The 24,651-nt window shown below is 56.1% G+C and carries 22 protein-coding genes; 10 read left to right on the top strand and 12 right to left on the bottom strand.

Annotated elements, in window-relative coordinates; translation table 11 throughout:
* Positions 1–61: 61 nt before the first annotated feature.
* The 6 genes from VGH19_14805 to yacG all read right to left on the bottom strand — a co-directional run bounded on the left by VGH19_14805 (position 62) and on the right by yacG (position 9,546).
* A complete protein-coding gene (locus VGH19_14805) occupies positions 62–3,922 on the bottom strand; it encodes a hypothetical protein (GenBank protein HEY1172636.1) in 3,861 nt (1,286 codons plus the stop codon).
* The gene (locus tag VGH19_14810) at positions 3,919–6,033 is read right to left on the bottom strand and encodes a BatA domain-containing protein (GenBank protein ID HEY1172637.1); all 2,115 of its coding nucleotides are present in this window, start codon (positions 6,031–6,033) and stop codon (positions 3,919–3,921) included. Before VGH19_14810 ends, VGH19_14805 begins: the two co-directional genes overlap by 4 nt.
* Positions 6,030–6,995, bottom strand: a complete 966-nt coding sequence (locus tag VGH19_14815) for a DUF58 domain-containing protein (GenBank protein HEY1172638.1) — start codon at positions 6,993–6,995, stop codon at positions 6,030–6,032. Before VGH19_14815 ends, VGH19_14810 begins: the two co-directional genes overlap by 4 nt.
* Before the next feature lie 6 nt (positions 6,996–7,001).
* The gene (locus VGH19_14820) at positions 7,002–8,048 is read right to left on the bottom strand and encodes a MoxR family ATPase (protein ID HEY1172639.1); all 1,047 of its coding nucleotides are present in this window, start codon (positions 8,046–8,048) and stop codon (positions 7,002–7,004) included.
* A gap of 132 nt (positions 8,049–8,180) precedes the next feature.
* A complete protein-coding gene (locus tag VGH19_14825) occupies positions 8,181–9,110 on the bottom strand; it encodes a DUF4159 domain-containing protein (protein HEY1172640.1) in 930 nt (309 codons plus the stop codon).
* Between the two features lie 202 nt (positions 9,111–9,312).
* Complete coding sequence (gene yacG / locus VGH19_14830) at positions 9,313–9,546, bottom strand: DNA gyrase inhibitor YacG (GenBank protein ID HEY1172641.1); 234 nt, start codon at positions 9,544–9,546, stop codon at positions 9,313–9,315.
* Positions 9,547–9,630: 84 nt separating this feature from the next.
* On the opposite strand from yacG, the gene VGH19_14835 reads away from it, so the two are divergent.
* The 5 genes from VGH19_14835 to VGH19_14855 all read left to right on the top strand — a co-directional run bounded on the left by VGH19_14835 (position 9,631) and on the right by VGH19_14855 (position 13,674).
* Entirely contained in the window at positions 9,631–10,113 is a 483-nt protein-coding gene (locus VGH19_14835) for a hypothetical protein (GenBank protein ID HEY1172642.1), read from the top strand.
* A 201-nt stretch (positions 10,114–10,314) separates the two neighbouring features.
* Positions 10,315–11,121, top strand: a complete 807-nt coding sequence (gene trxA, locus VGH19_14840) for a thioredoxin (protein HEY1172643.1) — start codon at positions 10,315–10,317, stop codon at positions 11,119–11,121.
* A gap of 93 nt (positions 11,122–11,214) precedes the next feature.
* On the top strand, positions 11,215–11,679 hold the full coding sequence (locus VGH19_14845; GenBank protein ID HEY1172644.1) for a tetratricopeptide repeat protein: 465 nt from the start codon (positions 11,215–11,217) through the stop codon (positions 11,677–11,679).
* 96 nt (positions 11,680–11,775) lie between these two features.
* Positions 11,776–12,225 (top strand): NADAR family protein, encoded by a 450-nt coding sequence (locus tag VGH19_14850; protein HEY1172645.1) that lies wholly within the window; start codon positions 11,776–11,778, stop codon positions 12,223–12,225.
* Positions 12,226–12,270: 45 nt separating this feature from the next.
* Positions 12,271–13,674: a polynucleotide adenylyltransferase gene (locus VGH19_14855; GenBank protein ID HEY1172646.1), complete on the top strand. Its 1,404-nt coding sequence runs from the start codon at positions 12,271–12,273 to the stop codon at positions 13,672–13,674.
* Positions 13,675–13,680: 6 nt separating this feature from the next.
* Here the strand turns inward: VGH19_14855 and VGH19_14860 are convergent, their stop codons facing one another.
* On the bottom strand, positions 13,681–14,739 hold the full coding sequence (locus tag VGH19_14860; GenBank protein HEY1172647.1) for a hypothetical protein: 1,059 nt from the start codon (positions 14,737–14,739) through the stop codon (positions 13,681–13,683).
* A gap of 49 nt (positions 14,740–14,788) precedes the next feature.
* Positions 14,789–16,873, bottom strand: a complete 2,085-nt coding sequence (locus tag VGH19_14865; GenBank protein ID HEY1172648.1) for a DEAD/DEAH box helicase — start codon at positions 16,871–16,873, stop codon at positions 14,789–14,791.
* 127 nt (positions 16,874–17,000) lie between these two features.
* On the opposite strand from VGH19_14865, the gene VGH19_14870 reads away from it, so the two are divergent.
* Both VGH19_14870 and VGH19_14875 read left to right on the top strand, forming a co-directional pair.
* Positions 17,001–18,290: a GspE/PulE family protein gene (locus VGH19_14870; GenBank protein HEY1172649.1), complete on the top strand. Its 1,290-nt coding sequence runs from the start codon at positions 17,001–17,003 to the stop codon at positions 18,288–18,290.
* 84 nt (positions 18,291–18,374) lie between these two features.
* Positions 18,375–19,091, top strand: coding sequence for a metallophosphoesterase (locus VGH19_14875; GenBank protein HEY1172650.1), 717 nt, complete (start codon positions 18,375–18,377; stop codon positions 19,089–19,091).
* Between the two features lie 7 nt (positions 19,092–19,098).
* Here the strand turns inward: VGH19_14875 and VGH19_14880 are convergent, their stop codons facing one another.
* Positions 19,099–19,560 carry a cyclic nucleotide-binding domain-containing protein gene (locus VGH19_14880; protein ID HEY1172651.1) on the bottom strand — a complete coding sequence of 154 codons (462 nt, stop codon included), beginning with the start codon at positions 19,558–19,560 and terminating at the stop codon, positions 19,099–19,101.
* Positions 19,561–19,695: 135 nt separating this feature from the next.
* On the bottom strand, positions 19,696–20,550 hold the full coding sequence (locus VGH19_14885) for a hypothetical protein (protein ID HEY1172652.1): 855 nt from the start codon (positions 20,548–20,550) through the stop codon (positions 19,696–19,698).
* 157 nt (positions 20,551–20,707) lie between these two features.
* Here VGH19_14885 and VGH19_14890 point away from each other — a divergent pair, with 157 nt between their 5' ends.
* From VGH19_14890 to VGH19_14900, 3 genes are read left to right on the top strand one after another with little or no spacing between them, the layout of a single operon-like run.
* On the top strand, positions 20,708–21,172 hold the full coding sequence (locus VGH19_14890; protein ID HEY1172653.1) for a group III truncated hemoglobin: 465 nt from the start codon (positions 20,708–20,710) through the stop codon (positions 21,170–21,172).
* A complete protein-coding gene (locus tag VGH19_14895; protein HEY1172654.1) occupies positions 21,169–21,606 on the top strand; it encodes an Rrf2 family transcriptional regulator in 438 nt (145 codons plus the stop codon). The genes VGH19_14890 and VGH19_14895 overlap by 4 nt, the downstream gene beginning before the upstream one ends.
* Positions 21,603–22,922: a hypothetical protein gene (locus VGH19_14900; protein HEY1172655.1), complete on the top strand. Its 1,320-nt coding sequence runs from the start codon at positions 21,603–21,605 to the stop codon at positions 22,920–22,922. Before VGH19_14895 ends, VGH19_14900 begins: the two co-directional genes overlap by 4 nt.
* An 84-nt stretch (positions 22,923–23,006) precedes the next feature.
* Here VGH19_14900 and VGH19_14905 read toward each other — a convergent pair whose 3' ends face one another.
* A complete protein-coding gene (locus VGH19_14905) occupies positions 23,007–23,696 on the bottom strand; it encodes a non-canonical purine NTP pyrophosphatase (protein HEY1172656.1) in 690 nt (229 codons plus the stop codon).
* A 51-nt stretch (positions 23,697–23,747) separates the two neighbouring features.
* Positions 23,748–24,467, bottom strand: a complete 720-nt coding sequence (locus VGH19_14910; GenBank protein HEY1172657.1) for a Rieske 2Fe-2S domain-containing protein — start codon at positions 24,465–24,467, stop codon at positions 23,748–23,750.
* Between the last annotated feature and the right edge of the window lie 184 nt (positions 24,468–24,651).

The following is a 24,651-nucleotide window of genomic DNA, read 5'->3' on the forward strand; positions in this document are numbered from 1 at the left end:
AAAAAACCGGCCGCCCATGGCAGCCAGTTTTTCGCAGAAAGAAATATCGCCCCCCAGAACATCAATCTTCACCACCCAGTTTTTCGTAATAACGCCGCACCAGTTCGCTGAACCGGCCCGGCACCGGATCGCGGTCGATGGGCACCAGTGCATCCTTCGATTCCCGTTTCGCGATCTCCTGCTGGAGCTTCGCCCGGATGTCGGCCATCGGCTTGGAGATTTCCGCCTGCACCAGATCCCACTGCGGCTCCTTGCTGTGCCGCTTGAAATCCACCCGCACTTCGCGGGCGCGATCACGCACCCGCGCCACTTCCGCGCGCAACTCTGGCGAATCAATCGACTCCTCCACCTCACGCAAGCGATCGCTCCACTGCGTGAACTGTTCCCCGGTCAAGGGGCCGCTTTCCATTCCGCCACCCCGTTCATTGAAGAAATTATCGAGGCGATTGCCACCGCCTTCGTTGCCTCCACCGGGTCCGCCATTGCGACCACCAGCCGTCTGCTGACCGCCACGCTGGTTGCTGCCTTTCTGTCCGCCCTGACCTTGGCCCTCACCCTGTTGTTGACCTTCGCCTTGACCCTGCGCCTGGCCTTTACCTTTGCCCTTCCCCTTGCCACTGCCTTCCCCGCCCTCGCCTTCCGCTTCGCTTTGACCCTGCCCTTTTCCTTTTTGATTGCTGGCCATTTGCTTTTGGCCTTCTCCTTCACCTTCACCCGGTTGTTGGCCCTCGCCTTGTTTGCCTTCACCCTGCTTGCCCTTTTGACCGCCCTGACCAGATTGGCCGCTCTTCGCCTGCTCACCACCGGGCTGCTTGCCTTCCCCAGCTTTGCCACCTTGAGCTTTGGGCTCGCCATTGTCTCCGGGCTGTTGTCCCTCACCTTTTTTCTGGCCTTGTCCACCAGCCATGGCCAACTGGTTTGTCCCGCCCGCCAGACGATTCGTGGAACTGCCGTTGCCTGCAACCGCAACGCGATTCGTGGAGGACGCATCACGCTTACCGCCCGCTTGCGCCAAGCCCGGATTCCCTTTCGCGATCTCCTTCTCCAACTGATCCGAGAGATTCCGTAACTGCCGCTCTGCAAAACGCATCGCCTCCACTTCATCCCCCAGCACACTGCCCGCCGCGCGCTCCACACCTTGCCGCAATGTATCGAGTGAAGCGCGCGCCTTCTCCTCATACTGCTGTGACTGCGGGGCGAAACCGCGCTTGAACAGTTCTTCCGTCATCTCCAGCAGGTTTTCCGTCTTTTCCTGCTCCACCTTGCGGACTGTGTCGTAAAGCTGCTTGGACAGGAGCGGCTCGGAGAACTCTGCGGATTGCGTGACTTCCTTCATCTCCTTCACCAGCTCGTTGTAACGCTCCCGCTGCTCTTTCAGTCCTTCAGTGACACTTTCCTTGTTACCACTATCGGTCAGGCTCTTGCGGCCGCCCTGCTTGTCATTCCGCATCTGCTGCGCCAGCTCTTCCTGTTTCTCGGAAAGTTTGCGGGCTTCGTCACGCATCTCACGCATCGTCTCAGCGAACTCGTTGGAAGTCTGCTTGCGCATGTCCTCCTTCATCTGCTCCAGATCTTTTTGCGCGCGATTGCCCGCCGCCAAGGCCTGCGAGACCGCTCCCTTGTCGATCTCCTCGGAAGCCCGCCGGATATCCTCACGCGTCTGGTCCAGTTGATTGCGTGCCTCGGCCATCTCTTGCGGGTTCTTGCTCTGTTCCATCTTCTCGCGCAGTTCGTCCACGTCCGCCAGCATCTGGCGCTCTTCCTCGCGCAAGCGCTTCAACTGCCGTTCCAGTTCGGCCTTCTGTTCCTGCGTCTTGGCTTCCTGCAAAGCCGTCTGCAACTCCTTCAACCGTTCATTGAGATCATCCTGGCGTTGTGCCAGTTCGCGCAGGCGGTTCAGGAACTGCAGCTGTTCCTTCTGCTGCTCATTCTGCATCGGCGAGGCTTGTTTCTCTTTTTCATAACGGTCCTCTGCCTGCCGCATTTCCAGCTGATCAAGCTGCTTCTGCTTGCCGCCGCCTCCGCCGCCACCCTTTTTCTTGCTCTGGCTGACTTGGGCTTCCCGTGGTTGCAGCTTGGCCAAAGCACGCAGAGCCCCTTGTTCTGCCGCCAGTGCTTGCGGCAAGGGCGTGGTGGAATTCTTCTCTTCCGCACGGCTCAAATGCTCACCCGCCTTCTTCATCTCCCTCATCGCCTGATCGATGAACTTGGACAAAGTCGGGTCGGTCATTTTTCCCGACTGTTCTTCTGCCTTCTTGAGCATCTCTTCCTGAGAAAGGCGGATGGCTTCGATATCCTTCTGATAAGAGCCGGAGGGAGCAGGCTTCGTCTCACGACGTTGCACCTTCCACGTGGCGATCACGATCTGCTTCTGGAGATTGCCCAATGCTTCAGCAGAACTACCACCACCGCCACCTTCCTCGTCATTGGATTGGCCTTCACGAAAAATCTCATCAAACGCGCGGACCTCGGCAAAATAGATGTCGCTGTAATTCCGGCGCAAATTTCCATCCGGCCCGAAATCATCCGCCCAGACGAAGTAGGAAACGACTTCATCCGGCTCAACGGTCAATGTCTCCATCGCCAGCAGATGCTTGAAGCCTTGCTTCACATTGGCCGGGGCATTGGTGCCCAGCTCCACAAACTTGGGTTCCTGACCCGCCAGGCTGTAGGCCAGACCGTAGGCCTTCAATCCGAAGTCATCGGATAACTGCGCTTCGAAACGCATCTCCTCCAGCGGGGACACACGCGGATCACCCTTCGGCGTGATCATCTTCATGTCCGGCGCCTTGTTCGCGATGGCATTCAGACTGATCTCGCTCGGGGACTTGTTCGTCCGCCCATCGGTATCGCGCAGCAGCAGCTTGTAACGCTTGGACGTTTCCAACGGAAACTTCGCCACCCAGACATTCGATTTCGTGCCCTCCGGTGTGAGTAACAGCTCTTCGCCTTTCGAAGTCCGCAGCTTGGCCTCGACCACTGGTTTGTTAAGCTGGAAGACGTATTCCATCTGCGTGCCTTCCACCGCACTGATGCGCGTGGTCTCTTCGACTTTTCGTTCCGTCAGGCCGGTGTATTCAGGGAACTTCAGCGTGGCATCGGCGCGCACGAGCGATGGGTGCTCATAGACCTTCACCGCGAATTCGCGCGTCTTCGTCTTGCCATACTCGATCTCATACTTCATGTCGCCCTGCACCGCAGGCAGGCTCGCGCCGAAGACGGGATCGTTCAGATTCTTGGTGAGTGTGATGCGTTGCGGCTGGCCGGTAGCCGGCGTGATGACCAGCGTGGCCTCCACCGGGACTGTCCCAGGGAAACGCGCCAGCACCACCATGCCGGAACCACGCTCCACCTCGGCATCACCGGGCGTCACTTCGATCTCACCCGATTGTTTGGAAGCATGATGAGTGCTTTCTGGTGCGGCTGGCAGGAACGACACGGCGGTGACTGAAGCGATGGCCAACATGAACGCGGCAGAATTCCACACACGCGCCCGGCTCAAGGCATCCTCCGTCTCCACTCCCCAAGCCTGCTCCTCGCACCGTTCACCGATCTCTTTGAACAGCCGCTTTTGCAGGAAGCTGTATTCCCCGTTCGAACCATCCGGCTTCTGCTCGATGGCCGCGAGCAAGGATGTTTGCAGTTCGGGATGCTTCTTCTCCAGTTGCCGCACGAGCCAGTGATAATCGAACGATGCCTTACGCAGTTTCCAAAGAGTGACACAGGCTCCCAGCGCACCGGCGATGATGGCGAATATCCAAGCCTTGTTTGAAGTCCAGCCCGTCGCCTTATGCTGCCAGAGCATCAAGACACCCAGAACGGCGACGCCTAACCAGCAGAGAGCAAGCCCGCGCCAACGACGCAAGGCCTGATGCCGGGCCAGGATCGGGTCCAGTCTTTGTTTCAGTTCGGCGGCGATCATGCGGGCGCAGTCGTTTGGGCCGGGCGCGTCAGGCGCGCGGCGAGCCAGGTTTCCACCAAAAGCACGGCCAGTGCGGCCACCACCAGCCAGCGCCACAGCTTTTGACGGTTCTCAAGCTCCGCGTGCTTCAACTTTTCGGTGCGCGCTTGAGTTTGCTGGGCTGTTGCTAGACTTGAACTATGGACCGGAATGCCCAGCCGTTCAAGCTCTTCCACCGGCAACGGCGCCGTCCGGCTTTCTTCCGCAGGAAGGTTCACCGCGAAGCGCCAGTGCTTGCCATTATCTTGAACGTCATAAATGCCCGGAAGTTCCGCTGCGGAAAGTGTTTTACGTCCGCTAACATCCTGTTTTTCACCATCTGGACGGGTGACTTGAGCCTTGGCCGTCGCATCTAATGGCACTGGAATCTCATCCCCCACGGCGAACTGAGCCCGCCGGGAAGTCATAGCCCCGCCCTGCTCCAAGAAGGAATAGAGCAGCGGCACGAATTTGGAGGAAAGTGCGAGCTGGCTATCCGCCGGATGCCATCCGCTGGTGAACACGAATATCTGTCCTTTGTCAGCATTCACGGAAAAGAGCGCGGGCTTCTCATCATCGAACCGTGCCAAAACCTTGGCACCCTTCACCCCATCCAAATTCACCTCACGATACTTCCAGAAATAGATACGTGTAAAATCGCTGAAGCGCGGATCGGCAAACGGCGCGAACAAAGGATGTGTGAAGTCCACCTGTCCCAGCAGCATATGGCGCGAGGAGACATGTTCTTCCACCGGCAGATTCGACACCTTCAGCAGATCCGCCACGCTCGGCGCCATGCCCTTGTCCTTGAGCACCACGATCACCGTCTTGCCATTCTCCGCCATGCGACGCAGCTCCGCATTCTGTCCCGCCGTCAGCGCTTGCCCTACAATGATCAGACGTGCCGCACCCAATTCAGCCGCTGTCGGGAAATTCGCTGTCGTGCGATTGGCGACATCCAGCGCCAATGACCGCGTTGTCTGTAAACCGCGTTGCACATAGAAGAGCAACTGTTTGGTATCCGCCGGTTGATCTTCCCCGATGAACAATACCGTCGCTCGATCCGCCTCCTGCTTCACCGCGTGGACGGTGTTATCGAAAAGATCATCATCCCCCGTCAGCACGATCTTCTCCGATTGCATGTTCTCCACCGAACGCTGCACTGCCACCACGCGGCTCTGCCCCGCCGGCACATGCACATTCACCGGCACACCGGCGATCTGACGTCCATCCGTCGCCGCCCAGCCCACTTGAAACTGCTCCTTCCGCGAATCCGTGGCATTGCTCACGCGCACCCGCACGACCTGTTCGCCCGCAGATTGCGTAGCGGCCTCTTCCCCCTCCGCTACGATCTGGACGCCCGCATTGCTGCGTTTGCCGAGGTCCAATTTCTCAAACTCCACCTTCACGCCTTCCGGCCATTGCATGCCTTGCAGACCATCCAGCTTCGCGCCTTCCTGCAGGTCTGTCACCACGATGATCTCGCGCTGGATGCTGGACGTCTTGAGCTCCGACCGCGTCGCCTCTTCCTCCAACGCTTCCGCAGCCGTAGCCAGCGCATTGCCCAAATGCGTCGTGCGCCAACCAGGTTTCGTATCGTTCAAGCGCTGCACCGCCACTGCCTTGCGCTCGCTATCTTGTGCCAGCCGCCATTGCTCAAAGCTCACCATGGCCTTGGCCTGTTGATCGAACGTGTAGAACGCGAACTGGTCCGTCGGCTTTGCATCTGCCAATAGTTTCTCCACCTTCTGCTTCGCTTGAATCCACACGCCATCGCGCTGCATGCTCGCGCTCACATCCAGCAGGATGACGCGTTGACGCGCCAGATTACCACCCGCACCCGCGCGCGTCGCATCATTGAAGAACGGGCGGGCAAATCCCAACGCCAACAAGCCCAACACCAAACACCGCATGAGGAGTAACAGCCAATGTTCCACACGACTGCGGCGCGTCAGCTTCGGTGGCGTCGGCTGGAGAAAAAGAAGTGAACTGAAGGTGAACCGGTCATTCGTCGTCCGTCGCACGAGATGGAAAATGATGGGACCGGCGACAGCCAGCGCACCGAACAGAAACAATGGCGTCAGGAAGTTCATCCGTTAGTCCCTCCCTTGCGCTGCTTTACCACCTTGCCGCGTTGCATGCGTTCTCGCAGATAATCGAACAAGGCAATGTCCAGCGGCTTATCCGTGTAAACCGGTCGAAAACCTACCCCTAGCTTCTGGCAGATCGCTGCCAATGCTTCCTGATGCTTCTGCATCTTCTGCAAGTAATCCGCCCGCACCTGATCGGGCTCGATGTAAAGCTCGCGTCCTGTCTCCACATCGAGAAAGAACGATGCCTTCTCAAAATTGAAATCGCGCTCCGATGGATCAAGCACCTGAAACACCATCACCTCATGACCGCAAGCCGTGAGTTGCGTTAGGCTCTTCTCAAACGTATCCAGCGGCGTGAGGAAATCTGACATCAGCACCATCAGCCCACGCTTACGCACAAGTTCTGCGATACGTTTCAACGGCATCGACAAATCCGTTTGCGTCCCGCCAGCGGGCTTTTCCAAGGCGAGCATCATGTGCCGCAAATGCCCTGTGCGATAACGTGCCGGAAGATATTCGCGGATGCGTTCATCGAACGTCAACAAGCCGACCGCATCACCTTGTCCGTAAAGGAAGTAAGCGAACGTCGCGGCCAACGTGTTCGCATACTGCGCCTTGCTGTAGGTCAACGAGCCGTAGCTCATCGAGCGGCTGTTATCCACGAGCAGATAGCAGCGCAGATTCGTCTCGTCCTCGAACTTCTTGATGTAATAGCGATCACTCCGTGCGTATAACCGCCAGTCGAGATAACGCGGATCATCGCCCGGCGTGTATTGGCGATACTCGGTGAACTCGACGGAGAAGCCGTGATACGGACTGCGATGCAGACCGTTCCAGAATCCTTGCACCACGATGCGCGCGCGCAGCTCCAGATTCCGGATCGCCATCAGAGCCTGCGGATCAATGAACGAAGCCGCCTGCTTGGGCGTTGTCGCAGCAGCACTGTTTACGGCTTCGGGCATCGTATCTTACTGGGCGTTGGGTGCAGGCGGGCTGACGGCATCCAGCAGTTTATTGATGAGCTTGTCCACAGTGATGCCTTCGGCTTCTGCGCGATAATTAACCAGCACACGATGCCGCAAGGTCGGTCGCGCTACTGCTTTAATGTCTGCCACCGTCGCATGAGTGCGACCTTGCAAGAGTGAACGCGCCTTGGCGCCAAGCACGAGGAATTGCGCGGCACGCAAACCCGCCCCCCAACTCACCCACTCATTCACAAATGACGGCGTGTTCGGCTGTCCCGGACGCGAAGCTGAAGCCAAGCGCACCGCATAGCGCACAACGTCTTCTGCAATGGGCACCTTCCGCACGAGATCGTGAAAGCGTTGCACATCCTCACCGTTGAAGAGCGCCTCGATCGGTTCCGAGCGACGAGCGGTTGTTTGCAGCACCACCTTCACCTCATCGTCTTCCGGCAGGTAATCGATCACCACGTTGAACATGAAGCGGTCCAACTGCGCTTCCGGCAGCGGATACGTGCCTTCCATCTCGATTGGGTTTTGCGTGGCCAGCACGAAGAACGGTTCGGGCAGCTTGTGTTTCACACCCGCCGCCGTCACTTGATGCTCTTGCATCGCTTCCAGCAAAGCGGCTTGCGTCTTGGGCGGCGTGCGGTTGATCTCGTCCGCCAAAATCATGTTCGCGAAGATCGGTCCGGGCACGAACGCCATGTGGCGCCCCTGCTCTGTCTCTTCCAGGATTTCCGTGCCCGTGATATCGGCAGGCATCAGATCGGGTGTGAACTGGATGCGTTGAAATTTCAGGTGGAAGACTTGCGCGATGGATTTCACCAGCAGCGTCTTGGCCAAGCCCGGCGCGCCAGTGATGAGGCAATGACCACCTGCGAAAAGTGCGATGAGAATTTCCTCCACCACATCTTTCTGCCCGATGATGACCTTGGACAGCTCGGCATCGATGCGCACCTTGCCATTGATGACCTGCTCCACGAGCTGTTCCTCAGTCGGTTCCGTTCCCGGTATTGGCGGTGGGGCTACCACCTCAGACGATGTTTCCACTTATGCTTCCTTTCCCGTGTACGTGTTCCACCAGTGATTGAACACCGGCAGGGGTGAAATGTTTTGAAGATGGACGCGAGCCGTTCCGGTCGTATTCGTGTCTCTGTTTTTCCATTCGCATGCCGGTGAACTTCAATGCGTCATCGCGTAGAAGATGATGTTGATGCCGAGCGGAAAGGCCTTCTTCTCGGAGAACTCGCGGAAATAATATTCGTTCTCGCCTTCGCGCTCCCATCCGTCGCCATTGTCCGTGTTATGGCAGATCATCACCATCATGCGGCCCTTGTCATCCGAGATGGAACGGAAATGGACTTCCTTGGCATCGGGCCGTTCCCATGTGACACCGCTATACTGGCTGTCCGTGCCGGTCCCCACATTCGGCACTTGCATGTGATTTTTCTCCAATTTCAGGTCGAACACACAATGGAAGATGGGATGATCCATCGGTACATCCACCACTTCGCGATCAGGGAACACGCGTTTGATCTCGTAGTAAAAATTCTCCCACTCAGCTTCACCCCAAAAATCATCCACCATCAAGAAACCGCCATTGAGCAGATACTTCCGCAAGGCCACGACTTCTTCCTCGCTGAATTGCAAAGCGCCCGGTTCCACAATGTAGCAGAACGGATAGTTCAGCAGATCCGGATTGGTGATCTCCAAGCTGATGGGATTGGGATTCACCTTGAGTGAAGTCATCTCCTGCAGACGATAGGACAAATTCAACTCAGCATCTGGCGCATCCGTGGTCCAGCGTCGTCCACCATATCCGCCAAAGCCATAACGACCGCCGCTGGAGGTGTATTGGATGCGTACGAAGGTGAAGACATCCTTGGAAAGCTCCTTGTTCACCTCCCACACCGGGACACCGGCACGAGGATCACTGCTGCGGCTATCGTAAGGAGAACGCATACGCCCCCCGGAACGCTGGGCAAAAGTGACGGCTGCCGTAGTGATGACAAGAGCGACGAAGATAAACCAACGTGATGCCCGCGAACTGAAGCGCCGAGGGGCGCTCGCTGGGCTGGCCTGTGATGTGGGCTCCGGCATATCGGACTTCACGGCGTATCCATCTGGTATCGGGTAAACCAAACGGGCTGTCGCTGAGATTTAACTACGCCGGAATCAGGTCAGAAGCAAGCGGGGAGAACGGGTATTTTCTGAATGACGAATGACCAAGCACCAATGACGAGGGAATGAGCAATACCCAATGACTAAAATAGCGGCTTAAGTCATTGGCCATTCCTTGGTCATTCGGATTTCGTCATTGGTCATTTCTTTCTGGCTTATCAAGATACTCCCCCGGCGGCAGCTCCTCATAGCCCTTGAAATGCTCGGGCTTGAGCGGTTCAGAGATCTTGTTTTCCTCGTCGAGCCACTTGCCGAGGTCGAGCAAGCGGCAGCGGCTCGAGCAAAAAGGCCCGAACTTACCCTCAAACCACGCCCCGCGCTTCTTGCAGGTCAGGCACTTCACTTCTGGTAACGGCTTGTCACTCATGTGTTCTATCTGCTGCTGTTCTTTTGCGGCTCGACCCTTTGCTTGTCCAGAGATAATACTACCACAACCTATCCACCAATCCTCATGAAAGCCCGCAAAACTTGGCGCGAAAAATTGGCTGACGATAAAGATCTGCCCAAAGTCGTGCACATCAAGCCCGGGGACCGCGCCCGCTGGAAAGGCGCGACGCTCGTCGTCCCCGCCCCGCGCGAAGTGGATGCGTTGATGCAAAAGGTACCAAAAGGAAAACTGGTCACTATCAACGAACTTCGCACTGCGCTTGCTCGCAAACATGGCACCGAGGTAGGCTGTCCCATCACCACCGGCATCTTTTCCTGGATCGCCGCACATGCCGCCATGGAGGATGAAACGGCTGGAAAGAAACGCGTCACACCTTATTGGCGGACACTCAAGGTGGGCGGTGAATTGAATCCAAAATATCCCGGGGGGATTGAAAACCTCCGTCAACGATTGGAGGGCGAAGGCCACAAAGTCATCCAAAAGGGAAAGAAGTTTCTGGTGGAAGATTATCAGAAAGCGATGGTTCAGCAGGAAAAGCTGGTGTGACGGAGCGTGCCCGTCCTCGGGCACAGCAACGTCCATAAGCACAGGTGAGCTAGTTTCGCCTGAGTCTGCCGCATGAAACGACTTTCTTATGCGCTCAAATTTCTGTAAGCCGCTTGCAGCATTTCACCTTGCTGTGCCCGGGGCCGGGCACGCTCCAGCAGTCTTTACGTTTCACGCATTACACGTTACGTATCACCCATCATGAGTCACGAGTTGCAGGATTTTCAGAAGGATGTTTTGGAGCGGAGCCAGCAGGTGCCCGTGCTGGTGGATTTCTGGGCGCCTTGGTGTGGTCCGTGTAAGATGCTGGGACCGATCCTCGACAAGCTCGCCACGGAAGCTCATGGCCGCTGGGAACTCGTGAAGGTGAACACCGAGGTGCATCAGGAACTCGCGATGCAATTCGAGATCGCCAGTATTCCGGCGCTGAAGCTTTTCGTGAACGGTCAAGTCGTGCATGAACTGGCCGGTGCCTTGCCGGAGGCTGAGTTGCGTCGCTGGCTGAACAAGAACCTCCCCTCTCCTTCCGCTGGCATTGTGAAAGAAGCGCGGCGACTGGCGAGTGAAGGCCAGTTCGCTGAGGCGATGAATCAACTCGAAACCGCACTCGACCTCGACTCTGGCGACGAAGCGGCAGTTCTGCTCATGGCTGAGTGCCAACTGGCGGCGAACCCGTCCGCCGTCAGCGGCACTTTGAAAACCATCACAGAATCCTCAGACAATGCGACCAAGGCCAACGCGCTCAGGGAACTGGCCCGACTGCGCCAGTCCGCCAAGGAACTTCCCACGGGTAAAGGTAAAGCAACATTCATTGCCGGATTGACCGCCTTGGAAACCTTGGATTACGTCACGGCTTTGGAGAATTGGATCAAAGTCATCGAAACAGACCGCAAGTATCACAACGAGGCGGCCAAGGCAGGCTGCAAGGGCATCTTCCAGATTCTGGGCATTCGGCACCCTATTTCCGAGCGGTTCCATCGCGCCTTCTCCAGCGCAGTCAACTGCTAGCGGCGTGACTGCTTATCGCCCAAGGTGTTAGGCGATGTTATTTTTTGCCATTTTTCTCCTGAGAACGGCAAACAACCTGCTATTTGGACATGTATGTTTAGCTGGTTGCGCAAGACACTGAACCCGGAAGAAGAGATTCGCCAGAACCAGGCCAAAGCAGCAGCAGGTGATGCCGAGGCCCAGTTCCGCGTGGCTGTGTATCATATCGAGGGCAAATTGGGCGATCCCGATACGATGCAGGCAGCGCAGTGGTTTAAGCGCGCTGCAGAGCTAGGTCACCGGGATGCGCAATACAATCTCGGCGTGATGTATTCCGTGGGCCGCGGCGTTCCGAAGGACTATCCCCTCGCCCTCAAATGGTTACGCATGGCCGCCGAACAGAATTGCCCGGATGCCCAGTATCTTTTAGGCAAGTTCCTCGCCCTCGGTAAAGGGGCGAAAGGCACACAGCCAGAAGCTTTCCGTTGGCTGGATCTGGCTGCGGAACAAGGAAATGAAGAAGCAAAAGGCTTGCTCGCCACCTTGCGCCCTCAATCTGCCGAAGCGGTGAAGGCGTAGTTTTGTTCCGAGTATATTCCGGACTCTCAGTAGTCAAAAGGTTTCAGTTGCAGCCTCCGCAGCGGATGCTCATCTTTGAGGAAGCCCAAGCTGACTATGAGCGCACAAGTGATCCACTTCTTCAGACCGGAAGACGCCTATGGTGGCTTCTCCAATCACTCGGCTCATGCTATAGAACTGCACGGCAAGCGCTGGTCCACGACGGAGCATTATTTTCAGGCACAGAAATTCGTCGGCACCGAGCAGGAGGAGAAAATCCGGTTGGAGCCGTCCTCGCAGGTCGCAGCGCAAATGGGGCGCGACCGCTCTTTCCCCATTCGCAAGGATTGGGAAGCCGTGAAGGAAAACCTGATGCGGGAAGCGTTGCTGGCCAAGTTCACCCAGCACGCGGACTTGAAAGCATTACTGCTCTCCACCGGCGATGCGCAAATCGTGGAACACACGCCCTCTGATGCTTATTGGGGCGATGGCGCGGATGGTTGCGGCAAGAACCGGCTCGGCATCTTGCTGATGGAAATCCGCCAAAAGCTCCGCGAGGGAAATTAAGAAAGTTTGGGATTTTTCGATTCAGGGGTTAAAGGAGAGGCAGTCATGGGTGAAGCGGGCAAAGGCAATTTCACGCTCCCGGAAGAATTGGAGCGTATTTTACTGGAAACAGATGCGTTGCAGGAAGCGTATCTGGTGGGTGGCTGCGTACGCGACTGGTTCCTCGGCTCGGCTCAGAAGGATTTCGATATCGAAGTCTTCGGCATCACCTATGAGCAATTGGAAAAAGCACTGCGCAAATGGGGGCGCGTTGATCTGGTAGGTCGTTCCTTCGGCGTCGTGAAGCTGACGATGCGTTCGGGTGCGACTTATGATTTCTCACTGCCGCGCCGGGATTCAAAGATCGCTGCTGGCCACAGAGGCTTCACCATCACCTTCGATCCGGACATCACTCCGAAAGAAGCGGCTGCACGGCGTGATTACACCATCAACGCGCTGATGTACAGTCCACGCAAAGGCGCGTTGCTGGATCACTACGGCGGTGTGGCAGACCTGAAGCAGCGTGTTCTCCGGCATACGAGCGAGGCATTCACGGAAGATCCCTTGCGTGTGTTGCGCGGAATGCAGTTTGCCGCACGCTTCAATCTGACTGTCGCGCCTGAAACAGTGAAGCTGTGCCGTAGTATCAAGGATACTTACCGCGAATTGGCCGTGGAACGTGTGCGTGAAGAGTGGTTCAAGTGGGCATCCAAGAGCGTCACGCCTTCACGCGGTCTGCATTTCCTCCGCGACACTGGCTGGATCGAACATTTCCCCGAGGTGCTGGCATTGATCGATGTGCCGCAGGAGCCAGAGTGGCATCCTGAAGGCGATGTCTACACGCACACCAGCCTGTGCTGTGATGCCATGGCGCGCCTGTCTCTCTGGCAACAGAAGGACGAAACCTCTCGTATCGTCTACATGCTCGCGATACTCGCGCATGACTTCGCCAAGCCACAGACCACTTCGCGTGCTCTAAGAGATGGCGTATGGCGCATCGTCTCACCGGGTCACGAAGAGGCGGGCGGTCCGATAGCTGAGAGATTCCTGGAACGCATCGCGGCACCCAACGCGATCCGTGAACGCATCATTCCTTTGGTTGTGAATCATCTAGCACACTTGAACGCAGCTTCAGCACGAGGGGTAAGGAGATTGGCAAAGCGTTTGGTGCCAGAGACGATCGAGGGATTGTGCCTCGTCATCGAGGCCGATCACAGCGGGCGTCCACCGAAACCGCCCGGTTTGCCGAAAGGCGGCCAAATGTTGCTGGAGATGGCGGAAGAGATGAATTTGAAAGCATCGGCTCCCAAGCCGATCTTGCTGGGACGTGATCTCATCGCGAAGGGCATGTCACCCGGCAAACAATTCGGTGCGATCTTGGAAGCCGCGTTTGAAGCGCAGCTCGAAGGTAAATTTACCGACCACGCCGGAGCGCTGCAATGGCTGGAAGAAACCTTGCGTGCCGAATGACGCCGATTACTTGGCGGCAGGCTTGTTCAGCTTCTCCGCGCGGTCTTTCGCATCCGCCAGTTGCTCAGGCGTCATCTCTTTTTCCAGCAGTGCGAGGATTTCCTTACCAAAACCCCGTGAGCTCGCGAGGCTGATCCAACGATAGGCTTCCACCAGATCTTTCTTCACCCCCACACCTGTGCGATAGAGCGAGCCGAGACTGATCTGAGAAAAGGCTTCACCTTGTTCTGCCGCTTTCTGATAAAGCTCGGCAGCCTTAGCCGGATCACGATCGACAGCGATACCGTTCTCGTAGAAGCGCCCCATGTTGGCGATGCAGTTCAGTTCGCCCGCCTCCACACCGCGTTGATACCAGTACATCGCATCCTGATTGCTCTGGCCGATGCCATGACCGCGCTCGTAGCAATAGCCCATCTTGAAATAGGCTTTGGAATTCTTGAGCTGGGCGGCATTGCGATAATATTTGAATGCCTCGGGCAGATCACGGATGCCGGCTTCACCCGTGAAATAGAGATCACCCAAGCGCATATTGGCTTCGCTATCCCCGGCTGAAGCGGCCTTCTGATACATCTTCACCGTTTCAGCGGCGTTGTTGCCAGTGGATTCCTTGGCGCGCGCGACTTTGAAGGCGGATTCTGCGATACCACCTTCCGCCGCCGCGCGATGCCATTTCAAGGCTTGCTCCTTGTCTGCTGCCCCGCCCTTGCCTTGTTCGAACATCATGGCGGCTTTTGCTGCCGCGCGGATGTGGCCGTTCTCAGCGGCTTTTACATACCATTCACGGGCCTTGGCCATGTCTGAACTTTCCATGACCAGACCAAGGAAAAATTGGGCGTCGGGATAACCGGCCTCAGCCGCACCTGTGATCAGGGCCGTGGCCTCTCCCTTCTCTTTTTCCGAAGTGGCTATGTCCAGCAAGTGCATGCCGCGCTCGAAATTGTTCACTGCCGCCATCTTCTTGGGATCGATCGCTACCGGACCAGGTGCAGGCAAAGACTTCGGTTCCGCAGCGGAAGCATTCAGCATCGGCACGATCAAGCACAAGGAAAGTAATGGGCGCCACATACGGATAGAGTGAACTTGATGCAGGGTAAAATCAAGTTTGGCAGAGACTTTAGGCCTCCTTGACTTTCACCTTATATCCTTTGATCTGAGTTCGTTTCAACTTGGCCACGATGCTGTTCGCATGCTCCGCTGCCACATCCACAAAAAGGTGTTTCTCGCGGATATCCACCGTTCCAATCGCCTTTGCAGACAACCCGGTCTCGCCTTGGATCGCCTGAACCACATCGGCGGCCGTGACACCCATCTCTTCACCCACGCTCATGTATAGACGCGTCTGGTTATCTGGCGTCTTGCGGCTCGCCTTGGGTGAACGGAAAGGCATAGGATTCTCGATCAACTCCCGTTTTTCGGGTATACGCATCATCGGCTTCACCTTCGTCGGCGTGCCCGGCGGAATTTCTGATTTTTGGACCGGCTTTGCTTCTGCCTTGGGTGCGACCGGTTTGATTTCTTTAACCTCGGTTTTGACCGCAGGTGTCACTTTAGCAACCGGAGGAAGTTCTTCCGCTTTAGGCTCAGGCACCTTGGCATACGCCTCTGCCGCTTCCTTCACCGCTTCAGCGGTCGCTGCGATGGTTGTCGGCTTGGGAGTAATCATCTTCGCTGGCGTCGAAGGCCGGGCGATAGGTGCTGGTCTTACCGGGCGCTCCATCGGCGCCCGGGCTGGACGCTCATCGTATCGGTCACCATACCCGCCGCGATCCTGACGGTATCCTCCACGTTCTTCACGGTAACCGCCACGATCCTCGCGATAGCCACCACCACGACGATCATCCCGTCCACCACCGCGATCATAGCCGCCACGCTGTTCCTCTCGCTCCACTGGCTGCTGCGCGGGTTGTTCATCCTCACCTTGTAAATGATGAATAAGCGCGGAGGCGATGTCGGTAGACGTAAATCCTTCTTCCAGCAAACGCTCGATCAAATGATCCTGCTTCTTGTATTCGCCGCTCGTCAAAGTCAGGCGCAGCTTCGTCAGGAACACGCTCGCCTTGGCCTGTTCGACTTCCGTTTGCGTCGGCACACGACCGCGCTGGATGCGCATCTTCGTGTAACGCTCGATGTGCTGGATCTGAAACAGTTCGCGTCCCGAGATGAACGAGATGGCACGACCACTACGACCGGCGCGGCCTGTGCGGCCAATACGGTGCACGTAGTCTTCTACGTCATACGGCAGGTCGTAATTGAACACCACCTGCACGTCGTCCACGTCGATGCCGCGTGCGGCCACATCCGTCGCCACGAGAAATTCCAAACCCGATTTGCGGAACTTCTGCATCACGCGATCACGCTGGTTCTGGTTCATGTCACCATGCAGGCGGTCGGCAGAATAACCCTGCGCATTCAGGTGATCCACGAGGTCATCCACCATGCGCTTGGTGTTGCAGAAAATGATGCCCAGCTTGAGATCGTGGATGTCAATCAAGCGCGTGAGCAACTCGATCTTGAAGCGGCGGTCCACCTCGTAATAGGACTGCTCCACCGTCGGCACAGTCATCGCCTTCTGCTCGATTTTAACGCTCTGCGGATCCTTCGCAAACTTCTTGATCAATTCCTGGATCGGCCGCGGCATCGTAGCGGAGAAGAAAACCGTCTGCCGTTCTGCAGGCAAGGCTTGCAGGATGAACTCGATGTCTTCGCGGAAACCCATGTCCAGCATCACATCCGCCTCGTCCAGAATGATCATCTTGAGCTTATCGAGGCGCAACGTGCCACGGCGCATATGGTCCATCAGACGTCCCGGTGTGCCGATGACGATCTGCGCGCCCTGCTGCAAACCGTAGTACTGACGTTCGTAAGATTGCCCGCCGTAAATCGGCAGCGCCTGGATGCCACGCTTGAAAAGCGTCAGTTTATGGACCTCTTCCGAGACCTGCACGGCCAGCTCACGGGTGGGGCACAAGATCAGGATCTGCACGCCACGCAGTTTGACATCCACCTTCTCCACTGCCGGGATGGCAAAGGCCGCCGTCTTACCGGAACCAGTTTGCGACTGGCCCACGATGTCCTTCCCCTGCAACAGTACAGGGATGGCCTCGGCCTGAATCGGTGAGGCTTGTTCAAACCCCAGCTTATCGATGGCCTTCAACAGTTCCGGGGACAAACCCAGCTCAGAAAATAACTTCGGTGTCATGCGATCAAATATCCAACAAGAGAACCACTTTACAGTATGCCGGGATGCATAGGGAGACAAATCTTACGGGGTCAAAAAACCCCTATTCAGCATTGCGACACACCCATTCCTCCCTTACATAACCTCTATGCCACTGTTCGACAGCTTGCGCCGTATGCTCTCCCCCGAGGGCAAAAGCGGCGCTGCGGCTGCCAAGCTCCCCACTTGCCGGGGTGCGCGCACAGTGGATTACCTGTCCAAGACGGGTGAATTTTCCATCGAAGCCCGCTACCTGCTTGACCTCATCTTGCTGGATGCGATCGCTGTAAAAGCCAGCGATGTGCATCTGGATCCTGCTGAGGACCATATGCTTGTCCGCTATCGCATCGACGGCATGTTGCATGATGTGGTGAAACTGCCGAATCACCTGAAAGGCTCCCTCGCCAATCGTGTGAAGGTGATGGCAGACTTGAAGATTTACGAGAGCCGGGTGCCGCAGGAAGGCAAGGCCAAGGCCGATCCGGCCATGGGTGGATTCGAGATGCGTGTCTCGCTCTCGCCGATGGTAGCGGGAGAAAAGATTTCCATCCGCCTGTTCCGACCGGGTGAACAGCGCTTCAGTGTCCAGGCTTTGGGTTTTGATCCGGATACGTTGCATCAATGGGTAAACCTCATCTCCCAGCCGCATGGTTTGTTGCTGCTGACCGGGCCCGTGGGTTCAGGCAAGACCACTACTCTTTATTCCACGCTCACGCACTTGGTGAACACTCAAGGCCAGCGTCTGAATATCACCACCGTGGAGGATCCGGTTGAATCGGTTTTGCCGCGCGTGAACCAGGCCACCGTGAACGTGGCGCAAGGGTTCACCTACCCCATCGCCTTGCGTTCTATTCTGCGACACGATCCGCAGGTCATCATGATCGGTGAGATACGGGATGAGGAGACGGCGGGCATCGCTGTGCGCGCCAGCCTTTCAGGTCATTTGGTCTTGAGCACGGTGCATAGCGGCACAGCGGCGGGTGCGTTTGCGCGAATGGCAAACTTGCATGTAGACCCGCAACTGCTTGCTAGCGCCACGATAGGCGTGATGAATCTGCGTCTCGTCCGCCAGAACTGCACACAATGCGCCATCCCCTACGAGCCCGGCCCGATGCATATGGCGCGCTTGGAAGGATTGGACCTGGATCGCGCATTCTTTCGTAAAGGCACCGGTTGCGCTGCTTGTGGCTTCACCGGCTTCCAAGGGCGCCTGCCCATCACGGAATTGCTGGTGAAGAATCCGGAGATCGAACGCCTCATCGCCGCGAACGCCCCTAGCCAGCAGATCCATGACCTCGCCGAGCAACACGGCATGTGTTCTTTGGCGGCCAGCGCAGTCTTGCGCACCTTCAATGGTGAAACGACTTTGGAAGAGATATCCAATCTCCTCATCGCGTAATTTTACGCGTTTTGGGAATCATCTCTCTTGCGAAATCCTCACGCAAAGGCGTATCGTCCGATAGCCTTCGGACAAAGCCACGCCATGAAATGCCTCGTAGTAGCCGATCTGCACTACGCCCTAAAACAATGGGATTGGGTGCACCGTGCCGCTGACAGCTTCGACCTCGTCATCATCGCCGGAGACCTGCTGGACCTGAGTTCGCTCGTGGAGCGTGAGGCTCAATCCATTGTTGTCCTGAAATACCTCGACCGGATTGTCCGCAAGAAACCTCTGCTCGTGTGTTCCGGCAATCACGATGGCACCGACCACAATGCAGAGAATGAAGCCATCGCCACGTGGCTTGAGGAAGCGCGTGAGGGCGGCACGCTGGTGGACGGTGATTCATGGGAGAAAGACGGCTGCCTGTTCACCATCTGTCCTTGGTGGGATGGTGATATCACACGCAAGGAAGTCGGAGAATTGCTCGCGCGCGATGCGGCAAAGCCCAAGCAACGCTGGATCTGGATCTATCATGCTCCCCCTGATCATACGAAAGTGAGCTGGACCGGTCGTGATTGGGGTGGCGATGCGCACCTTGTAGAATGGATCAAACAATATCAGCCAGACATGGTTTTGAGCGGGCACATCCATCAGTCCCCTTTCCGTAACGAAGGCTCGTGGATCGATAAGATAAACGGCACGTGGGTTTTCAATACAGGACGTCAGATAGGCCCTGAACCCGCCTTCATCCTTCTGGATCTGGAAAACAGGCAGGCGACTTGGACATCCCAGGCGGGACAGGAGACGATGGCCTTATAGGACGGGATTACCCGGACTTTTTCTTCGACTTCCCTTGATGATGCAGCAAGCTTTCCAGCACTTCATCCACCATGCTCATGTGATCTTTCTGATCTTCGAACTGGTGTTTCAAGTCTACCAGATAGCGCGTGAGATTGTTTAGCCTCCGCGCCAGTGTTTCAGCGACGATGATCGTTACTTCTGGATGTGCATCCAGAAACTGGCGTGCATTCTCGGCCTCCAAGAACTTGCAATCTGTCAGGCACTTGACGGTGGCCATGTGCGGCTGATGGAGCAGGATGGACATCTCGCCAAAGATGGACCCAGGTTCAGACACACGGCTTACCTGCACATCGCCTTTGCATATCTCCACCTTACCCTCTATGAGGATATAGAGGTGGCCCGTGCTCTGGCCTTCGTGCAAAACCTCATCGCCTGTCTTATAGGATACCTGCGGCAGTGCCTGGCAAGATTCCAGCATATGGCTCATAACACCGCCAAGGTGAAGGACCCGTTTGACAACGTCAAACGTTGCTTCACCGGGATAGTTAATTGGAGAGCGTCAAAGCAAAACCGCGCATGAATTCATTTCATGCGCGGCTGCCTTAAACATCTTTCAGAGCAATCAGAACCGCCACACCAGATCCACCGTCACGCGGTCTTTGAAGATGTCATTGCTCGGCGCAAAGCCACGCTCGTAAGCGAATCCCAAATCCACGTTCTCGAGAACCCGCGAACGGAAACCCACTCCCCACGCAGCTTGCGTGCGACCACCGGCATTCGTGCTGCCGAAGTTGATCAGATCGAAGCCCTCGGAATTGAAGGGCAATTGGTTACCTTCGGTGAGCGTAGTCACAGCATTGATGGTGGTGAATGGGATGAACCATCTACAGGTGAAGTAATCCGCCATCAGGCTGTAACGCACATTGGCTGTCTCTTTGTCCATGTCGATCGGGATGCGTGCTCCGAGATTACCGGTCAGGTGGAACTTGTCCCACCCCTTGATGGCCGAGACAAACAGGTTGAACTCACCAGACGCATTCCCTTGGAACACATCTTGATTGCCGGAGGGCAGTTCAAAGGTCAGGCCTGGTGTGATGACCGTTTGCTGCTCGTCATTCTTATAAACGGCATACTTCACACCGAAGCCGATGTCCGCCCAGCCATTCTGCGCAGGACCGACCTCAGGGTTGAACTCGATGAAGCCGTCCTTAGTGGCGATGATGGCCAGCCGGTCATTCACGGCGTAGCGCAATTGCACGGCGTATACACGCACATCCACGTCAGTCCCGAGGAATGCATTATCTAGACGGTGGTAGGCGAAGATCGGGCGAACCTCACTTTGAATCAAAGGTGATTCAAAGAAAATGGGATTCGTCACCGGCGCGATCGCCTGTGCGGTCCAGTCCTCTGCGTGCACAGTTGTTCCTAGAATCAAACCTGCTGCAGCAGCCATTAATTTCAGTGATGTTTGTTTCATAAATCAACAAACTTCACTTATACTCCTAGAGATCCGTTCTCTACCCTCCGCTTGTCGCTTCCCTGCTTTCTCTTGGGACAAAATAGGATGGCTCTCACGCCAAAATGGGTCAGCGAAAATGTTTGAATAGATGCTTTTAAAATGCATCTATATTGATATGAACGTCAGTTTGCTGGAACGCATGGGTGGACGACCGGTTCTCCTGAACCTGTTACGCCATTTCTATGCCGATGTCCGTCAACACGTACTGATCGGCCCTATCTTCACCGCACATATCACAGATTGGCCGGCGCATCTGGAGAAGATTGCGGATTTTTGGAGTACCATCGCCGGTGGTCCGCCCGCTTACAGCGGGCCCATGGGGGCCAAACACATGCCTTTAGAGCTAAAGGAAGAACACTTTCAGGCATGGCTGGGCCTGTGGGAACATAATTGCAAAGTCTGGCTGGCTGCCGATTGCGCAGCGGAAATGATTCAATTTGCCCGGAGCATAGCCCTGCGTCTGCGCTTGATCAGCGGTGTCACCATCCCCGCAGACAGCCTTGGTGCCAGCCTGACTTTCGGTACGAGGCCGTATGGACAGAAGCCTTCCGTTAGGCTTCAATCCGGCCCGACATCATGAATCTGACCTTATTCTCTGATTACTCGCTTCGCATTCTCATGTATGCAGCTCTCAATGGTGGCAAGCAGTTCTCGGTGGATGACGTGTCGAACGCCTACAAGCTCTCGCGCCATCATGTGGCCAAGGCGGTGAACTTCCTTTCGCAGGAAGGTTACCTGGCCGCCAAGCGTGGTCGCGGGGGTGGGATTCTGCTGGGCAAAGCACCTTCGGAAATACGCATCGGCCAGTTGCTGCGCCGTAGCGAAGCAGGAACTCCGTTCATCGAGTGTTTCGATGTGGCCACGAATACATGTCCGCTCATCAAAGGCTGCATGCTGAAGGGGGCTCTGTTCGAAGCGTGGAATGCGTTCTTCGATACGCTGGATAAATACACGCTCGCCGATTTCGTAAAACGACCCGAGCGCCTGCAACAGGCGTTGGCGATCACTACATGAAGTTGCTGTTACATAGTTTCATTCTGTTTTTAAGTTCTGTCATAGGCACATACGCCCAAGGCACCGAAGAATACGAACAAGCACCCATCCGCTACTCTGCCACCGCCGCAAAGGACGCCACGCAAAAACTCGAGGCTAAATTCGCTTCGGGTGAATTAAAATTTTCCTCCACGGATAAAGAGAATGTCCGTCTCATCTTGCGTGAGATGAATGTGCCAGTGGAAAGTCAGGTCATCGTTTTTTCCAAGACCAGTCTCCAGCGCGGGCTCATCTCCCCCCAGCATCCACGCACGATTTACTTCAGTGACGATTGCTACATCGGTTGGGTGCCGGGTGGCTTGGTAGAGGTAGCGAGCTTCGATCCTGAACTGGGCCCGGTCTTTTATACTTTCGATCCGCGTCCTCTCGCCAAGCCCGAACTGCCCCACTTCAAACGCGACAATGATTGCCTGAGCTGTCATGGCGGCTCCTTCGTGCGCGGCATCCCAGGTGTGTTTGTCCGTTCGGTGAATACCACGGAGACCGGCGATCCCCTGCTCCAGTTCGGTTCCAAGGTGGTGGACCACACCACCCCATTCAAAGACCGCTGGGGCGGTTGGTATGTGACGGGCACGCATGGTGATTCCATACATCAAGGCAATGTTTTCGCAGTGGATAAGAATCGCGAACTCCAGGTGGACTACCACAAGGGTGCAAACATCACCGGGCTCTCACGTTTTTTCCCGGTGGAGAATCTGCTGACGGATTCGAGCGACATCGTCGCCTTGCTTGTGCTGGAGCATCAGACCGCGATGCACAATGCGATCACGCGTGCTGCTTACAACTCACGGCGAATGCTTGCGTATCAACGAAATCTGCAGACGGACTTGAAAGAGCCTGTGACCGATGAGCCCAGCTACGACAGCGTGAAGCGCGTCTTCGACAGCTCAGCCCGGGATGTGGTGGATCATCTGCTCTTCAAGGATGAAGCCATTTTACCCGAAGATGGCGTAAAAGGTTCCAACGCGTTTCAGCAAGTATATGAGCGAGGCGGTGTCCGCACGAAAGATGGCCGTTCATTGCGCGACTTGCGGCTGGATCGTTACCTCTTCAAATACCGTTGCAGCCATCTTATCTATTCGAAACAGTTTCTCGCTTTGCCGAAGCAACTCAAGCAACGCATCTATGCGCGCTTGGAAAAAGCGCTGGATGAGAATGATCCAGATTCACGGTATGATCATCTCAGCAAGCAGGAACGGATTGGTATCCGTGAGATTTTGCGGGAGACGCATCCGGATTTAAAAGTTACTTGGCAGAAGCAGACGGCGCCGAAGTAGCAACTTTGGACCTCGGCGGCTCGCCACGATGCGGTGTCGGGGTTGTTCTCCCCAAGAGAACCAGACGCAGTCCAAAGGTATCAGCTACTGTTTTGCAAAATACTTCAGCATCTTCTCCAATGCCTTCGAGCGATGGCTCAGCTTGTTCTTCACTTCTTCGCCCAATTCTGCAAAGGACTTGTCATATCCAACCGGGATGAACATGGGATCATAGCCAAATCCGCCGCCGCCAGCGGGCTTGGTATCCATGCGGCCTTCACATGCACCTTCGAATACCAGTGTGGCCGTTTCCAATTCATCCGCTGCGCAAGGAGGTGAGGAACATTTCTCCTCTTTCACCAATGGCGTGAGTGCCAGCGCGCAACGAAAACGCGCACTGCGTATTTCCGTTGGCACACCTTGCATAAGACGCAGCAACTTGGCGTTATTTTCGCCATCTGGGGAATTGCCCGGCTTGCCGGAATCCAGATTCGCGAATCGCGCGGAGTAGACTCCGGGGGCGCCGTTCAGCGCATCCACTTCCAAGCCGCTGTCATCTGCGAGCACATAGGCCTCACCCGAAATTTGGGATAATTTCCCGGGCGTCTCCAGAAGCCAGTGCGCCAAGCCCGCTGACTTCAACGTGGCGTTGCCTCCAAACGTGGTCGCGTTCTCTTCGATCGGCGGCGCGTCAGGAAACTCGACCAGGGAAAGGCAGCGGAAAGAGGGACCGAGGATCTGCTGGATCTCTTCCGTCTTGTGTTTGTTGCGCGTGGCCAGAATCAAAGTGATCACGCTTTAAGAAAATCCGAAATACGCCGGGAACCAAGTCTAAAGCGCAGTCGCTTACAACTGTGTCACCTTCACATTCACTAAAAAGAATCCGCTCTGGCCGTTGCGGCTCACATACACAATCTGGCTGGTGCCGCTGGCGGTCACTTCAGTGGTCACGATCGTCCCAGAGGGATTTATGGAGAATGGCACCACGTTTTCCGCCCCGGTCAACTGTGCACGAAAACGGATCTCATACTTTATCCCTGGAGTGGATGTAAAAGTGAGTTCAAGACGATCTGCGCCTGAGGCGGTCACTACTGTCACCCTGTATGCCATATCGGGCAAACTGATCTCCAGCAAACCATCCGACGCTTGATGAAGTGACTCATACTGCGGCAGAGATCCGCCTATCGCCGGCCCCATGTAAGCAATTCCTTCGTGATTGAAGAGCGAGCCGTGATTTGTGCAACGAAAGTTCGTGCCATTGGGAACGACCGTGCCGCCGGCATGAGGACATTGGGCACGCATGACGCGATAACCTTCCGTCATCCGGCTGATCAGCACAGGATAGTTTGTATCGTAGGCAAGCCCGATGAAACCGCCTACTGCTCCGAGCACGGGGAAATCAGAGGGCTTCACCGTCAGCTTTCCATCGGTAGCCGATGACATGAGAGCCAGCACCGGTTGCGCCCATGTTTTGGAGCCCAAGCGACAACTTGCGAGACCGGTGAACAAGCCAGCAATGAAATCTCTCCGGTTCGGCAGGCAAGGCTTGGTCTGGCAAGGCAGCATGCTCAAAAGCATGCCTTGCCCCTTGGAATTCCAGCAAGGCACCTCCGGTCACATTCGGGTGACAATTGGCTGTCAAACCTTTCCCCAAAAATTAGCACATACAAAAAACGGGTGCCCCAGTGTCTAGTGACTGACAGGACCAGACGCGAATCATGCGCTCAACCAGGGGGCCATAGGCAAAAAT

This window comes from Verrucomicrobiia bacterium, from assembly GCA_036405135.1.
Taxonomy (GTDB): domain Bacteria; phylum Verrucomicrobiota; class Verrucomicrobiia; order Limisphaerales; family JAEYXS01; genus JAEYXS01.

Excerpts from the sequence above, each read along its gene's own strand:
- VGH19_14805 (HEY1172636.1), bottom strand. The coding sequence starts at position 3,922 with ATGATCGCCGCCGAACTGAAACAAAGACTGGACCCGATCCTGGCCCGG.
- VGH19_14810 (HEY1172637.1), bottom strand. The coding sequence starts at position 6,033 with ATGAACTTCCTGACGCCATTGTTTCTGTTCGGTGCGCTGGCTGTCGCC.
- VGH19_14815 (HEY1172638.1), bottom strand. The coding sequence starts at position 6,995 with ATGCCCGAAGCCGTAAACAGTGCTGCTGCGACAACGCCCAAGCAGGCG.
- yacG (HEY1172641.1), bottom strand. The coding sequence starts at position 9,546 with ATGAGTGACAAGCCGTTACCAGAAGTGAAGTGCCTGACCTGCAAGAAG.
- VGH19_14835 (HEY1172642.1), top strand. The coding sequence starts at position 9,631 with ATGAAAGCCCGCAAAACTTGGCGCGAAAAATTGGCTGACGATAAAGAT.
- trxA (HEY1172643.1), top strand. The coding sequence starts at position 10,315 with ATGAGTCACGAGTTGCAGGATTTTCAGAAGGATGTTTTGGAGCGGAGC.
- VGH19_14845 (HEY1172644.1), top strand. The coding sequence starts at position 11,215 with ATGTTTAGCTGGTTGCGCAAGACACTGAACCCGGAAGAAGAGATTCGC.
- VGH19_14850 (HEY1172645.1), top strand. The coding sequence starts at position 11,776 with ATGAGCGCACAAGTGATCCACTTCTTCAGACCGGAAGACGCCTATGGT.
- VGH19_14855 (HEY1172646.1), top strand. The coding sequence starts at position 12,271 with ATGGGTGAAGCGGGCAAAGGCAATTTCACGCTCCCGGAAGAATTGGAG.
- VGH19_14860 (HEY1172647.1), bottom strand. The coding sequence starts at position 14,739 with ATGTGGCGCCCATTACTTTCCTTGTGCTTGATCGTGCCGATGCTGAAT.
- VGH19_14865 (HEY1172648.1), bottom strand. The coding sequence starts at position 16,873 with ATGACACCGAAGTTATTTTCTGAGCTGGGTTTGTCCCCGGAACTGTTG.
- VGH19_14870 (HEY1172649.1), top strand. The coding sequence starts at position 17,001 with ATGCCACTGTTCGACAGCTTGCGCCGTATGCTCTCCCCCGAGGGCAAA.
- VGH19_14875 (HEY1172650.1), top strand. The coding sequence starts at position 18,375 with ATGAAATGCCTCGTAGTAGCCGATCTGCACTACGCCCTAAAACAATGG.
- VGH19_14880 (HEY1172651.1), bottom strand. The coding sequence starts at position 19,560 with ATGAGCCATATGCTGGAATCTTGCCAGGCACTGCCGCAGGTATCCTAT.
- VGH19_14885 (HEY1172652.1), bottom strand. The coding sequence starts at position 20,550 with ATGAAACAAACATCACTGAAATTAATGGCTGCTGCAGCAGGTTTGATT.
- VGH19_14890 (HEY1172653.1), top strand. The coding sequence starts at position 20,708 with ATGAACGTCAGTTTGCTGGAACGCATGGGTGGACGACCGGTTCTCCTG.
- VGH19_14895 (HEY1172654.1), top strand. The coding sequence starts at position 21,169 with ATGAATCTGACCTTATTCTCTGATTACTCGCTTCGCATTCTCATGTAT.
- VGH19_14900 (HEY1172655.1), top strand. The coding sequence starts at position 21,603 with ATGAAGTTGCTGTTACATAGTTTCATTCTGTTTTTAAGTTCTGTCATA.
- VGH19_14910 (HEY1172657.1), bottom strand. The coding sequence starts at position 24,467 with ATGCTGCCTTGCCAGACCAAGCCTTGCCTGCCGAACCGGAGAGATTTC.